Source organism: Pseudomonas jilinensis, assembly GCF_003586265.1.
Lineage (GTDB): Bacteria > Pseudomonadota > Gammaproteobacteria > Pseudomonadales > Pseudomonadaceae > Halopseudomonas > Halopseudomonas phragmitis.
Map to the genome: position 1 here is coordinate 26383 of NZ_QJSA01000007.1, position 12744 is coordinate 39126.

A 12744-nucleotide genomic window follows, 5' to 3' on the forward strand; every position below is an offset into this window, starting at 1 on the left:
TCTCCCTATTAAGTCATCGCATTGGCGACAGGTGCATGTTTGGCAATCAGGTCAGTTACCCAGTCGATGAATACCCGTAGCTTGCGGCTGATATGCCGGTTAGGTGGGTAAGCCACATACAGAGGCATGCTATCGAGGGTCCAGTCGGTGAACAGGGGCACCAGTTCGCCGCGCTGCTGAAAGGGGCTGGACATGTACTGTGGCAGCCAGAGTATGCCGAGTCCGGCCAGGCCGGCGGCGAGGTAGGCGTTGCCGTCGTCAACGGCCAGCGCATAGCGGCCGTTGATCTGCAGGCTTTCGTTCTGCCTGTGCAGGGCGTAGGGCACCGCCCGGCCGGTTCGTGCCCACAGAAAGCCGACGATGCGATGCTCTGAATCCTCCAGCTCGTGTGGATGGGTCGGTGTGCCGAAGCGCTCGATGTAGCTTGGGGCGGCGAACACGCCCAGTTCAAGATCACCGACCCGTCGCGCCATCAGCGATTGATCCATCAACTCGCCGCCGCGCACTACGCAATCGACATGTTCGTCGATGATATCCACCACGCGGTCGCTGACGCCCAGGTCAATCTGGATATCCGGGTAGCGGGCATAGAAATCAGGCAATGCCGGGACCAGAATCATGCTGGCCAGCGGGCTGGGTACGTCCACCCGCAGGCGCCCGCTGGGCAGGGCCGATGCGCTGGACAGGCTGGACTCGGCATCTTCCATGTCGGCCAGCAGTCTGATGACCCGCTCGTAGTAGGCTGCGCCATCGGCCGTTACGTTGACCTTGCGGGTGGTGCGATTGAGCAACTTGACCCGCAGGCGCGTTTCCAACTGCTGGATTAGCAGCGATACGGTGGTTTTGCTCATGTGCAGGGTTTCGGCAGCCTTGGTAAAGCTCCCGGCCTCTACCACCCGGGCAAACGCCTGCATTGCGTCAAAACGGTCCATTTTCGCCCCGGTTGATCGGTGGATTGTTTGGCATTCACAAACAGTGCTGGTTAGCCTTGCGCGTTTATCGCCCCGGCGCAAGTTTCTAGAGTATCTCCATGGGGCTTTCACGGCCCGCCCAGTCCACATGATGGAGGTAGTTATGTCGCAACGTGATGTTGTTTTCCCGCCGGGTCGCCATGCACTCTACGAGCGCAACCGTTATTCGCCGGCGGTGCGCTCCAATGGTTTTCTGTTCGTGTCCGGTCAGGTCGGCAGTAAGGAAGATGGCTCGCCGGAACCGGATCTGAAAAATCAGGTGCGCCAGGCTTTCACCAATCTGAACGCGATTCTTGCCGCCGCTGGCGCCAGCTTCGAGGACGTGGTGGATGTGACGGTGTTTATCGTCGATCCGCAGTCGAAATTCGACACCATCTGGCCGGTGGTGCAGGAGTTCTGGGGCGAGCCGCCACATCCGACGTTGACCGGGGTTGGTGTGACCTGGCTGTATGGGTTTGATTTTGAGATCAAGGTGATCGCCAAGTTGCCGCAGTAGTGAGCCGCAGCCGCTCAAGATAGTGGGGCTGGGCTGTCATGTTGTTGTAATGTGCATGTCATCTTTTTTGCGCATTCTGGCGGCCCACTGTTGACTATCTGATTTCAATGAGGCTGTTGATGCGCTCTGTTTGTCGCCGACTTCTGCAATACCTGGGGGTTTCCCTGGTCTTGGTCTCTGGCCCGGTATCTGCCCACGCGCTGGAAATTCATGGCTCCAACACCGTGGGCGCCACCCTGGCACCGATGCTGATGAGCGCCTTTCTCGAGCAGCTGACGGGCGAATCCGTCAGCGCCAGCGCTACCGGCGCTGACAACGAGACTGTGCTAAGGACCCGGCATCAGGGCCAGCCGCTCAGTGTGTTGATCGCCGCTCACGGCACCAGCACTGGTTTCGCTGCAATGCGGGCTGGCCGGGCGGATATCTGGGCGGCTTCCCGGCGCATCACTGATAGCGAAATCGCCAGCATGGCCGCGCAGGCGGACATGGTCAGCCCCAGTAGCGAGCATGTCATTGCGATTGATGGGCTGGCCATTCTGGTGCATCCCGCCAACCCGGTCAGTCAGTTGGATATCGATACGCTGGCGCGGATTTTTGCCGGCGATATCGGCAACTGGTCTGAGGTCGGCGGGCCGGATCGGGCGATTCAGGTCTATGCCCGCGACAGCCAGTCCGGCACCTGGGACACCTTCAAGGATCTGGTGCTGGCGGGCCGCTACAGCCTGACCGAGAGCGCCCGGCGCTACGAGTCGAATGACCTGTTGTCCGAGGATGTAAGCCGTGACCCGGGTGGCATCGGCTTTGCGGGTTTTGCCTCGGCTGGCAACAGCAAGTTGCTGGCGATTGCCGACGGTGCTGCACCGGCCTTGCAGCCGAGCAAGCTGTCGGTGGCCACAGAAGATTACCCGCTGTCCCGCCGGCTGTATCTCTACACCCCGGAGCTGGCCAGCAAGCCGCTGCTCCAGGCCTTTATCGATTATGCCCAGAGCCAGGCCGGGCAGGATGTTGTGGCCAAATCCGGTTTCTTTTCCCAGACCCCGTTTGCCGTCGATCCGGTGCTGGATGCCAGCGTGCCGGAAACTTTCCGGCGCCTGACACAGAATTACCAGCGCCTGTCGGTGAATATGCGCTTTGCCGAGGGGCATACCCGGCTCGACAACAAGGCTCACCGCGACTTGCTGCGCATTCGGCAGTATCTGCAAAACACCGGCAAAACCGGTGCCGATCTGATGCTGATTGGTTTTGCCGATCAACAAAGCGGCGAGCTGCGCGCGCAGATGATCTCCGAGCTGCGGTCCCAGTCGGTCAGCCGTGCGCTGCGTGACCTGGGTGTGCAGGGCCACGGCCATACCGGCTATGGCCACTACATGCCCGTGGGCGCAACTGGGGGAACCAGCGGCGCCCAGCGCAATGGCCGCGTAGAAGTCTGGGTGCGGCGCTGACGGGCTCAGCGAAACCGACTGCGGCTCAGGTTGCGTTGGCAGCCCTGATATTGCTGGTGGTAGCTGTTGGAGCGGGTATCCACGCGTCGCGCCACGCCCTGCAGCCAGGCTTTGTTGCGGTGGGTGCCGCGCCGGTATCCGCCCCAGCCTTCGTGGTAGTTCAGGTACTGGTGCTGGGCATCCCACTTGGAGATGCGGTTGATGCTGTGGGTTTTGTTGATGTACCAACCCATGAAGTCGATCGAGTCGGCAAAGTTTGTCCGGCTGGCTCGGCGGTTGCCGGTTTCCTGCCGGTAGTCATTCCAGGTTGAGCTAAGGGCCTGCGAGTAGCCCAGTGCGTCGCTGGGGCGGCCGGCGGGAATAAAGCCGAGGATGGTGCGCCGCGGCGGGCGGGCGTTATGCCGGAAGCTGGATTCCTGATACATCATTGCCATGGGCACATGCACGGGCACTCCCCAGGTCTTTTCCATTTGCAGCGCGTGGTAATGCCAGCCGCGCTGGTCGGCAAAGATATGGCAGATGTTCTCTTGGCGGGTGGGTACGGCTTTGCTGGCGCAACCGGCGAGCAGGGCAGCCAGTACCAGCAGGCTGATCAGTTTGCCGGCGGCGGGCCGGCGCGCTGTGGGGGTAAAGCGAGGCATGGCAGGTTCCTTGTTTTGTCGGATGATACCCATGGGGGCTGACAAAACAATCTTTTCTGGCCACGCCATTACTGAAGGCCAGCTCGCGCTCAGCGTCGTTCTCGGAGGATGTGCTGGTCATACAGCAACACCAGCCCCGCCAGCCCGGCGAATAGTAACCCCACTACGCAGGTCGTGGCCCAGCCGCCGTGGCTCCAGGCCAGTGCCGCTAATGCCGAGCCACTCGCGGCACCGACGAAGTAAGCGGTCATGTACACGGCGTTGACCCGTGCCCGTGCCTGCGGGGCCAGTTGATAAATCACGCTCTGATTGCTGATATGCACCGCCGGTAGGGCTATGTCCAGCAACAAGAGCGCCAGCAGGAACCAGTACAGATTGCCGGCCCCAAGATAGAGCCCCAGCCAGCCGAGTAACAACAGAACCAGTGCGCCAGCGCTGACCCTCTGCCCCCGGCCACGATCTGCCAGGCGCCCTGCCATATTGGCGGTAATGACCCCGGCAATGCCGAGCAACCCAATCAGGCCAATCTGGCTGTCGCTGAGTTGATGAGCCGGCCCTGATAGCAGCAGAGCCATGGTCGAAAACAACACGCTGACCGAGCCAAACACAAGGCCGCCGAGCGCTGCACGGGTGCGCAGTCGAGGGTGGGCGATCAGCAACTGCAGCAGCGAACCGAGTGTCGCGGCGTAACTGGCCGGCTGAGCGTTGCGGGCGCGGGGTAACACTACCCACAGCGCACCAGCCAACAACAGCATCAGCACGGCGGTTAAACGATATACGGTACTCCAGCCATCCACTTCCGAGAGCAAGCCGGCAGCGGTGCGTGCCAGCAGAATCCCCGCCAGCAATCCGCTCATGACCAGCCCAACGGCTCGGCCGCTGCGCGCTGGGTCGGAAAGATTCGCCGCCATGGGCACCAGAATCTGGGCGGCAACCGAAAAGAAGCCGGTAACCAGGGTACCTATCAGCAGCATGTTGAAGTTCTGTGCATAGCCGCTGATCAGTAGACCCAGTGCGGCGATCAGCATCAGGCTAACCGCCAGACCGCGCTGCTCAAGCTTGTCGCCCAGCGGTACCAGAAACAACAGGCCGACGGCGTAAGACACTTGTGACAGGGTCACGGTCAGCGCCGCCAGCCCCTCACTGACGCCAAGAGCCAAAGCGATGGAGTTCAGCAGTGGCTGATTGAAGTAGTTGGCCCCGGCACAGAGGCCGGTGGCCACCGCCATCATCAACAGCACCCCCGTAGAGAGGTACTGACCACTCATGTTCGCGCTGGTGGCGTGATTGCTAACCTGCGTCATGCGTGCGACTCCTGGACCGTGGTATGAAAGTCGCGAGCACCTTAATACCTCAACTTAACTTGAGGTCAAGCGTTTGAATGCACAAAACGGAGCACAAGGCTCCGTTTTGTCGATCAGTCAGCCTGACTCAGGCCAGTTCGCTACGCAGTTGCTTGGCGGCTGCGACCATGTTGACCAGTGCTGCTTCGGTTTCCGGCCAGCCACGGGTTTTCAGACCGCAGTCGGGGTTGACCCACAGCCGTTCGGCCGGCACTCGCTGGGCAGCTTTTTTCATCAGCCGGGCCATTTCGGCGCTGCCGGGTACCCGTGGCGAGTGGATGTCGTACACCCCCGGGCCAATCTCGTTGGGGTAGTCGAAGCGTTCGAAGGCTTCCAGCAGTTCCATATCCGAGCGCGAGGTCTCGATGGTGATCACGTCGGCATCCATGGCGGCGATCGATTCGATCACGTCGTTGAACTCGCTGTAGCACATGTGCGTGTGGATCTGGGTTTCGTCACGCACGCCCGAGGCGGTCAGGCGGAACGACTCGGTGGCCCAGTCCAGGTACGCCTGCCATTGCGCCTTGCGCAGCGGCAAGCCTTCACGGAAGGCAGCCTCGTCGATCTGAATGACCTTGATGCCGGCGGCTTCCAGGTCGACCACTTCATCGCGGATGGCCAGTGCCAGTTGGCGCGCCTGCTGCTCGCGGGGGATGTCGTCACGCGGGAAGGACCACATCAGCATGGTCACTGGGCCGGTCAACATGCCTTTCATCACCTTGTCGGTGCAGCTCTGGGCGTAGCTGATCCAGTCCACGGTCATCGGTTGCGGGCGGCTCAGGTCGCCGTAGATCACCGCCGGTTTGACGCAACGCGAGCCATAGCTCTGTACCCAGCCAAAGCGGGTGAAGGCGTAGCCGTCGATCTGCTCGGCAAAGTACTCGACCATGTCGTTACGCTCGGCCTCGCCGTGCACCAGCACGTCCAGGCCCAACTGCTCCTGCACGCTGACCGCATGACGGATTTCGCTGTGCATGGCTTCGGTGTACTCGGCGGCGGAAATCTTGCCGGCCTTGAACGCCTGGCGGGCCAGGCGGATTGCCGGGGTCTGCGGGAAGGAGCCGATGGTGGTCGTGGGGAAGGGCGGCAACTTCAGGCGTGCGCGCTGCAGCTCGATGCGTTTGGCAAAGGGCGACTGACGCTGGCTGTCCTGTGCGCTGATAGCGGCCAGGCGCGCTTGCACGGCCGGCTTGTGGATGCGCGGCGATGCGGCGCGGCTGGCTTGTATGGCGCGGCTCTCGGCCAGGGCTGCTTGCACCTCGGCGGCTTCCGGTTCGCGCAGGGCCTGGGCCAGTACGGCAACTTCACGGCATTTCTGCACGGCAAAGGCCAGCCAGCTCTTAAGTTCGGTGTCGATCTGGTCTTCACGCGTCAGGTCGACCGGGCTATGCAGCAGCGAGCAACTGGGGGCTACCCACAGGCGCTCGCCAATCCGTTCTTGCGCTTGTTGCAGCACGTTCAGGGCTTGTTCCAGGTCGGTACGCCAGACGTTGCGGCCGTTGACCACGCCGAGCGACAGCACCTTGTAGGCCGGCAGGCGGTCGAGGATGCTCGGGAACTGCTCCGGGGCGCGCACCAGGTCAATATGCAGGCCGTCCACCGGCAGGCCGGCGGCCAGACCGAGGTTGTCTTCCAGACCGGCGAAGTAGGTGGCGATCAGCTTCTTGCCCGGTTCTTTCTGCAGCAGGTTGTAGGCGCGCTCGAAGGCGTTCTTCCAGTCCTGCGGCAGATCCAGGGCCAGGATCGGCTCGTCGATCTGCACCCACTCGATACCTTGCGCAGCCAGACGCTGAAGGATTTCCCCGTAAACCGGCAGCAGGCGCTCGAGCAGGTCGAGGCGGTTGAAGTCGCTACCTTTTTCCTTGCCCAGCCACAGGTAGGTCAGCGGGCCGATCAGTACCGGCTTGAGGTTGTGCCCCAGAGCCTGGCCCTCTTCGACCTCTTCAAACAGCTGTTCCCAGCTCAGGGCGAACTGCTGGTCAGCGGTGAATTCGGGGACCAGGTAGTGGTAGTTGGTATCGAACCACTTGGTCATTTCCTGAGCATGCGCGCCGCCACAGCAACTGTCTTGAGTGACGCCACGGGCCATGCCGAACAGGGTGTCCAGGGTCGGCTTGGTGCCGTGTGCATGGAAGCGTTCAGGGATCACGCCGAAGGTCAGCGAGTGGGTCAGCACCTGGTCGTACCAGGCGAAGTCGCCAACCGGCAGCAGTGCGATGCCGGCGTCTTTCTGGACTTGCCAGTGGGTGGCACGCAGCTCGCGGCCAACGGCGCGCAGGCCGGCTTCATCCAGATCGCCTTTCCAGTAGGCTTCCTGGGCTTTTTTCAGTTCACGGTCGCGGCCAATGCGCGGAAAACCGAGATTGTGGGTCAATGCCATGGGGGTTCCCTCCATCAAAAATCAATGGAGGGATTCTCAAGGCCTGGCGATCACGAAACAAACTCATTTTCTTCGTGATGAACATAAGTTTTGTTCATGTTGCGTAGCGCCGCCTGTTCAGCAACGTTTCAGGGCTTGGGCAGATAGCCGGGCAGGGCTTCCAGACGCTCAAACCAGCGGGCGATATGCGGATACGGCTGCAGGTCTACGCCGCCTTCGGGGGCCAGCACTACGTATGGGTACACCGCGCAGTCGGCAATCGTCGGCCGGCCAAGCGCCAGCCAGTCATGCTCGGCCAGGTGCGAATCGAGTACCGACAGCACGGCTGGCGATTTGTCCAGCGCCGCAGCCTGGTCCAGCGGGTAGCCAAACTTCTGCACCAGACGCGCGGCACACAGGCTGTGCTGCACCTCATTGGCGGCGAATGACAGCCACTGCACAATCTCGGCCTGACCCTGCGGATGCGCCGGCCACCAGGCCAGCCCGCCGTAGCTGCCTGCCAGATACACCAGGATGGCCTGCGAATCGCGCAGGGCCAGCTTGCCGTCTTGCAGCACCGGTACCTGCCCCAGCGGGTTCAGGTCGATCAGCGGCGGTTTTTTATGCGCGCCGTTAGGGATGTCTACAGTGGTTAGCTCCAGATCGATATTGGCCAGCGCCGCAAAGAGCCGCACCTTGTAGCAGTTGCCGGAAGCGTCCAGGTTGTACAGTTTCATTGTGCGTGTTCCTCTACCAGTTGATTGAATTCCAGAACATTGCCATCGGGATCGCGGATGAACAGGGCGATTCGCCGGGGGCCAATGTGATGCGGCCCTTCGGTGATGACGATGCCCTGTGCATCCAGCCAGCGTTGCAGCGCTGACAGGTCATCGACAATGAAAGCCGGGTGGGTGATGCCCGGTAGTTTGACCGGCTCATCCAGCAGAACGTTGTGGGCGGCAGGCTGGCGCGCGCCATTGAAGATCAGGTTGATCCGCACGCCGTCCGGGCTAAGCATTTCGTTGGCCTCGAACTGCGGAAAGCTCATGCTCTCCACAAAGCCGAGCGCCTGGTAAAAAGTCATGGCCCGATTCTTGTCGCTGACACGTATTCCGATATGATCGTAAGCCAGTATGCGAGCGGGGCTGTGGTGGTGGCTCATGGTGTAGATACTCCAGGTGACATCAGTCGCTGTAGTGTCCACTCTGGCAGGCCTTTCACCTATGCCGCGCACCTGACATGACCTGTGCAACACATGCACAAATCCAAAGGTGGCTATGGACAGGCTCAAGGCAATGGCCAATTTCGTGCGGATCGTCGACAGCGGCAGCCTGAGTGGCGCCGCCGACGCGACAGGGCAGTCGGTCGCCTCGCTGGTGCGCTCGCTGGCGGCTCTGGAGCGTCATCTCGGAGTACGGCTGCTGAACCGCACCACCCGCAGTATGGCACTGACCCACGAAGGCGAAGAGTACCTGGCCTGGAGTCGCCGGATCCTGGCGGATTTCGACGACATGGAGCAGCGCCTTGATGCGCGCGATGGCAGCGTGCGAGGTCTGCTGCGTATTACCGCCCCGGTGGAGTTCGGGCAGCGCTATCTGGCCCCGCTGGTGAATGACTTTCTCAAGGAGTACGCGCAAATCAGTGTCGAGCTGACATTCAGCGACCAGATACTGCCCCTGCTCGATGAGCGGCTCGATCTGGCGCTACGCATCGGCCACCTGCCGGATTCCAACATGGTCGCCCGCCAGATCGGCGCTACCCGCCTGGTTACCTGCGCCAGCCCGGATTACCTGCGCAGCGCTCCGGCCATCGACACGCCGGAAGCCCTGCGCGAGCACGCCTGCATCACGCTGCTCACCCAAGGTCGCCACTGGCACTACCGTCACAACGGCCAGGACCGCGCAGAAACCATCATCCCCAAACTGGCCTGCAACCAGATCCGCGCCGCCAACCAGGCCTGCGTCCAGGGTGTGGGCATTACCCGTTTGATGCATTACCAGGTGGCCGATGAACTGGCTGACGGCCGCCTGGTCCGAGTGCTGAGCGAGTTTGAACCGGCGGATATCCCGATTCAGTTGGTCTATCCGCACGCCTTGCAGCTATCGCCGCGAGTGAGGGCGTTTGTGGAGTGGGTGTGTCCGCGGCTGGAGAGAGTGGTGCCTTGGCCGGATGAGGGGCGTTCTGCCATTTAAATCAAGCAGTTGGGCAGTAAGTAGAGCGGTATGAACAGGCATAACAAGGCAACACTCATCGGGCTTATCGCAATTGTGCTGTGGAGCTCGAGAGTCGGCCTGATTCGTGGCGTCAGCGAAAGCCTCGGGGCGGTCGGCGGAGCTGCGATGATCTACAGCGTGGCGTCGGTGATGCTGTTATTCACGGTCGGTTTTCCGAAGCTTGGCCGGTTCCCGCGGCGCTATCTCGTCTGGGGCAGCGTGCTGTTCGTTAGTTACGAGCTGTGCCTGGCCTTGTCGATTGGCTACGCCAACACCAGCCGGCAAGCCATCGAAGTAGGCATGGTCAATTACATGTGGCCGGCTTTCACCATCCTGGCGGCCATCCTGTTTAACAAGCAGCACTCCAGCCTGTTGATCATTCCCGGTTTTCTGCTGGCGATGCTTGGCATCTGCTGGGTGTTGGGTGGTGAGCAGGGGCTGGATTTTGCCGGGATGGTGACGAATATCCAGGACAATCCCCTCAGTTATGGGCTGGCTTTCACGGGGGCGGTGATCTGGGCGGCGTATTGCACGGTGACCACGCGCATTGCCGGTGGGCAGAACGGCATTACCTTGTTTTTCATGCTGACGGCTTTGGCGTTGTGGATCAAATACGTCGCTGGTGGCGGTGGCGCGATGGACTTCAGCCTCCACGCGGTGATTTATCTGCTGATGGCTGCCTCGGCGATGGGGTTTGGTTATGCCGCCTGGAACGTTGGCATCTTGCACGGTAACGTCACCATCCTCGCTGGCGCGTCGTATTTCATTCCGGTGTTGTCTGCGGCTTTGGCGGCCATGCTGCTGCGCACACCACTGTCGCTGTCGTTCTGGCAAGGTGCCCTGATGGTCTGCATCGGCTCGATCCTGTGCTGGTTTGCAACCCGTGCCCGGCCAATGAAACAGCTTGTCGATGACGCGGTGTAATCCGGGAGCAGGTGCTCCCGGCTCCCAGGGGGCTCCATCCGCCCTACCTATGCCTGGGCATACGCCTGAGTGAGGCAACTGGTGGCAGTGACCGGTGAGTTCTACACTGGCCGACACTAAATGGTGCTGACCGAATGGAGCTTGCCCTATGTCCTACGAAACCCTCGATTACCAGGTTCAGGATGGCATCCTGACCTTGACCCTGAATCGTCCCGAGCGGATGAATGCCTTCAACGGCCAGATGCGCCGTGATCTGATCGCTGCCTTTGATGCCGCCGATGCCGATGATGCGGTGCGGGTGATTGTGATGACCGGGGCTGGCAAGGCGTTTTGTGCCGGGGCCGACCTGGAGAAGGGTGGTGATACCTTCAACCGCCACAAGCGCCAGGACCAGCCCGAGGGCGATGATCTGCGTGACGGCGGTGGTACGGTGTCGCTGCGGATCTACGAGAGCACCAAACCGGTGATTGGCGCGTTCAACGGTGCGGCGGTGGGTGTCGGCGTGACCATGACCCTGCCAATGGATATTCGCCTGGCCTCGACCAATGCCAAGTTTGGCTTTGTGTTTGCCCGCCGCGGGATCACCATGGAGGCCTGCTCGAGCTGGTTCCTGCCGCGCCTGGTTGGCCCGATGCAGGCCGCCGAGTGGGTCTATACCGGCCGCGTGTTTGGTGCCGAGGAGGCGCTCAAGGGCGGCCTGGTGCGCAGCCTGCACGAGCCAGATGAGCTGCTGCCGGCGGCCTATGCGTTGGCCCGTGAGATTGCCGACAACACCTCGGGCATGTCTGCGCTGCTGAACCGTCAGTTGTTGTGGCGGATGATGGCGGCCGATCATCCTATGGAGGCCCACATTGTCGATTCGCGGGCGATTGCCTTTATGGGTGAGTCGGCCGATGCCAAGGAGGGAGTGCAGTCGTTTCTGGAGAAACGTGCGCCGCAGTTCAAGCTGAGTCCGAGCAAGGATCGGCCGGCGTTTTATCCGTGGTGGGATGAACGCAAGTTTCGCTGACCGGGGCTGGCTGTGGATTGCCACGGGCCTGCGGCCCTCGCAATGACGGTCAAAACCACCACCAACTTCACACCACCCCCGTCATTGCGAGGGCTATAGGCCCGTGGCAATCCAGGTTTTGCGGTGCTGGTGTGGATTTCCATGTCGGCGGATGACCGCCCCCAACTCCTCGCAATGACGGGGGTGTGGGTTGTGTTGTGCTGTGGGTTCCTTGTAATGGCCGGACGTGAGCGTTTTTGGCCGTCATTGCGAGGGCCGCAGGCCCGTGGCAATCCAGGGGTGAAGGTGGTTGCGCTTTGGTGGGGCGGTGGTAGTCTGCCGCTTTATCTGACTGAGCCGAAACAGGAGTCATCATGAGCCGCCATTTCGAAGCCGCCCCGGGCCTGTGCGAGAACCGTGACCCGGGTACCGAGGGTTTTGTGTTCAACCAGACCATGCTGCGGATCAAGTCGCCGGAGCGCACGCTGGATTTCTATACCCGGATCATGGGTATGACTCTGGTGAAGAAGCTGGATTTCCCGGAGATGAAGTTCAGCCTGTTCTTCCTGGCTGCGATCGACAGCCACGAGCTGGGCAACTGGTCGACTGATCCCAAGGAGCGCCTGGTGCAGACCTTTGGCCGCCCGGCGATGCTGGAGCTGACCCACAACTGGGGTACCGAGGACGATCCGGAGTTTGCCTACCACAACGGCAACGAAGAGCCGCGTGGGTTTGGCCACATTGGCTTTGCGGTGCCGGATCTGGATGCGGCCTGTGCCCGTTTCGAGTCCTTGGGCGTGAGCTTCGTCAAGCGCCCGCAAGACGGCAAGATGAAGGATATCGCCTTCATCAAGGATCCGGACGGTTACTGGATTGAGCTGTTCACACCCGGTCGGCTGCCGGGCGTGCTGGGCTAAGTCAGCGCGGCTTCACACCTGCAAGCGCGCCAGCGCTGCCCGCGGCCCGGCTGGGATCGGGCAGGGCTGGTTGCTGGCGCGGTCGACGAAGACGTGGACAAAGCGTCCGGCAGCACAGGCTTCGGCCTGCCCTTCCTTGAAAATCCCCAGCTCGTATTGCACTGAACTGTTGCCCAGTTTGGCGACCCGCACGCCCACGGCGATCCGCTCGGGAAAGGCGATGGGGGCGAAGTAGTCGCACCCGGAGCTGACCACGAAGGCGACCTGCTCGCCGTGGTGAATATCTAGCCCGCCCTGTTCGATCAGCCAGCTGTTCACCGCACTGTCAAAGTAGCTGTAGTAGGTGACGTTGTTGACGTGACCATAGATGTCGTTGTCGTGCCAGCGGGTGGTGATCGGGTGCAGGTAGGGGTAGTCGTGGCGCTGGGGTTTGCTGTTCATGTTCATGCT

At 61.5% G+C, this 12744-nt stretch carries 13 protein-coding genes; 6 read left to right on the forward strand and 7 right to left on the reverse strand.

All coding sequences use genetic code 11. The annotated features are described in order from the left end of the window. Positions 1 to 8: 8 nt before the first annotated feature. Positions 9 to 932, reverse strand: a complete 924-nt coding sequence (locus tag C2846_RS08905; protein WP_119701270.1) for a LysR family transcriptional regulator — start codon at positions 930 to 932, stop codon at positions 9 to 11. Positions 933 to 1074: 142 nt separating this feature from the next. Here C2846_RS08905 and C2846_RS08910 point away from each other — a divergent pair, with 142 nt between their 5' ends. Next, positions 1075 to 1467, forward strand: coding sequence for a RidA family protein (locus C2846_RS08910; protein WP_119701271.1), 393 nt, complete (start codon positions 1075 to 1077; stop codon positions 1465 to 1467). Between the two features lie 119 nt (positions 1468 to 1586). Beyond that, positions 1587 to 2909: a substrate-binding domain-containing protein gene (locus C2846_RS08915; protein WP_119701272.1), complete on the forward strand. Its 1323-nt coding sequence runs from the start codon at positions 1587 to 1589 to the stop codon at positions 2907 to 2909. A gap of 5 nt (positions 2910 to 2914) precedes the next feature. On the opposite strand, the gene C2846_RS08920 is transcribed toward C2846_RS08915, so the two are convergent. The 5 genes from C2846_RS08920 to C2846_RS08940 form a co-directional block, all read right to left on the reverse strand. Next, positions 2915 to 3505: a transglycosylase SLT domain-containing protein gene (locus tag C2846_RS08920; RefSeq protein ID WP_205890158.1), complete on the reverse strand. Its 591-nt coding sequence runs from the start codon at positions 3503 to 3505 to the stop codon at positions 2915 to 2917. A gap of 134 nt (positions 3506 to 3639) precedes the next feature. After that, positions 3640 to 4854, reverse strand: a complete 1215-nt coding sequence (locus C2846_RS08925) for an MFS transporter (RefSeq protein ID WP_119701273.1) — start codon at positions 4852 to 4854, stop codon at positions 3640 to 3642. 127 nt (positions 4855 to 4981) lie between these two features. After that, complete coding sequence (metE, locus tag C2846_RS08930; RefSeq protein ID WP_119701274.1) at positions 4982 to 7273, reverse strand: 5-methyltetrahydropteroyltriglutamate--homocysteine S-methyltransferase; 2292 nt, start codon at positions 7271 to 7273, stop codon at positions 4982 to 4984. Positions 7274 to 7401: 128 nt separating this feature from the next. Next, on the reverse strand, positions 7402 to 7989 hold the full coding sequence (locus C2846_RS08935; protein ID WP_080049143.1) for a glutathione S-transferase family protein: 588 nt from the start codon (positions 7987 to 7989) through the stop codon (positions 7402 to 7404). Then, entirely contained in the window at positions 7986 to 8414 is a 429-nt protein-coding gene (locus tag C2846_RS08940; protein WP_119701275.1) for a VOC family protein, read from the reverse strand. Before C2846_RS08940 ends, C2846_RS08935 begins: the two co-directional genes overlap by 4 nt. A 115-nt stretch (positions 8415 to 8529) precedes the next feature. On the opposite strand from C2846_RS08940, the gene C2846_RS08945 reads away from it, so the two are divergent. The 4 genes from C2846_RS08945 to gloA all read left to right on the forward strand — a co-directional run bounded on the left by C2846_RS08945 (position 8530) and on the right by gloA (position 12294). Continuing rightward, positions 8530 to 9444 carry a LysR family transcriptional regulator gene (locus C2846_RS08945; protein ID WP_080049145.1) on the forward strand — a complete coding sequence of 305 codons (915 nt, stop codon included), beginning with the start codon at positions 8530 to 8532 and terminating at the stop codon, positions 9442 to 9444. A gap of 30 nt (positions 9445 to 9474) precedes the next feature. Further along, positions 9475 to 10389, forward strand: coding sequence for an aromatic amino acid DMT transporter YddG (yddG, locus tag C2846_RS08950; RefSeq protein WP_119701276.1), 915 nt, complete (start codon positions 9475 to 9477; stop codon positions 10387 to 10389). A gap of 148 nt (positions 10390 to 10537) precedes the next feature. Further along, positions 10538 to 11398 carry a crotonase/enoyl-CoA hydratase family protein gene (locus C2846_RS08955; protein ID WP_095626634.1) on the forward strand — a complete coding sequence of 287 codons (861 nt, stop codon included), beginning with the start codon at positions 10538 to 10540 and terminating at the stop codon, positions 11396 to 11398. A 353-nt stretch (positions 11399 to 11751) separates the two neighbouring features. Next, on the forward strand, positions 11752 to 12294 hold the full coding sequence (gene gloA, locus C2846_RS08960; protein WP_080049148.1) for a lactoylglutathione lyase: 543 nt from the start codon (positions 11752 to 11754) through the stop codon (positions 12292 to 12294). Positions 12295 to 12306: 12 nt separating this feature from the next. Here gloA and C2846_RS08965 read toward each other — a convergent pair whose 3' ends face one another. Next, on the reverse strand, positions 12307 to 12735 hold the full coding sequence (locus tag C2846_RS08965) for an acyl-CoA thioesterase (RefSeq protein WP_080051638.1): 429 nt from the start codon (positions 12733 to 12735) through the stop codon (positions 12307 to 12309). Positions 12736 to 12744: the final 9 nt, after the last annotated feature.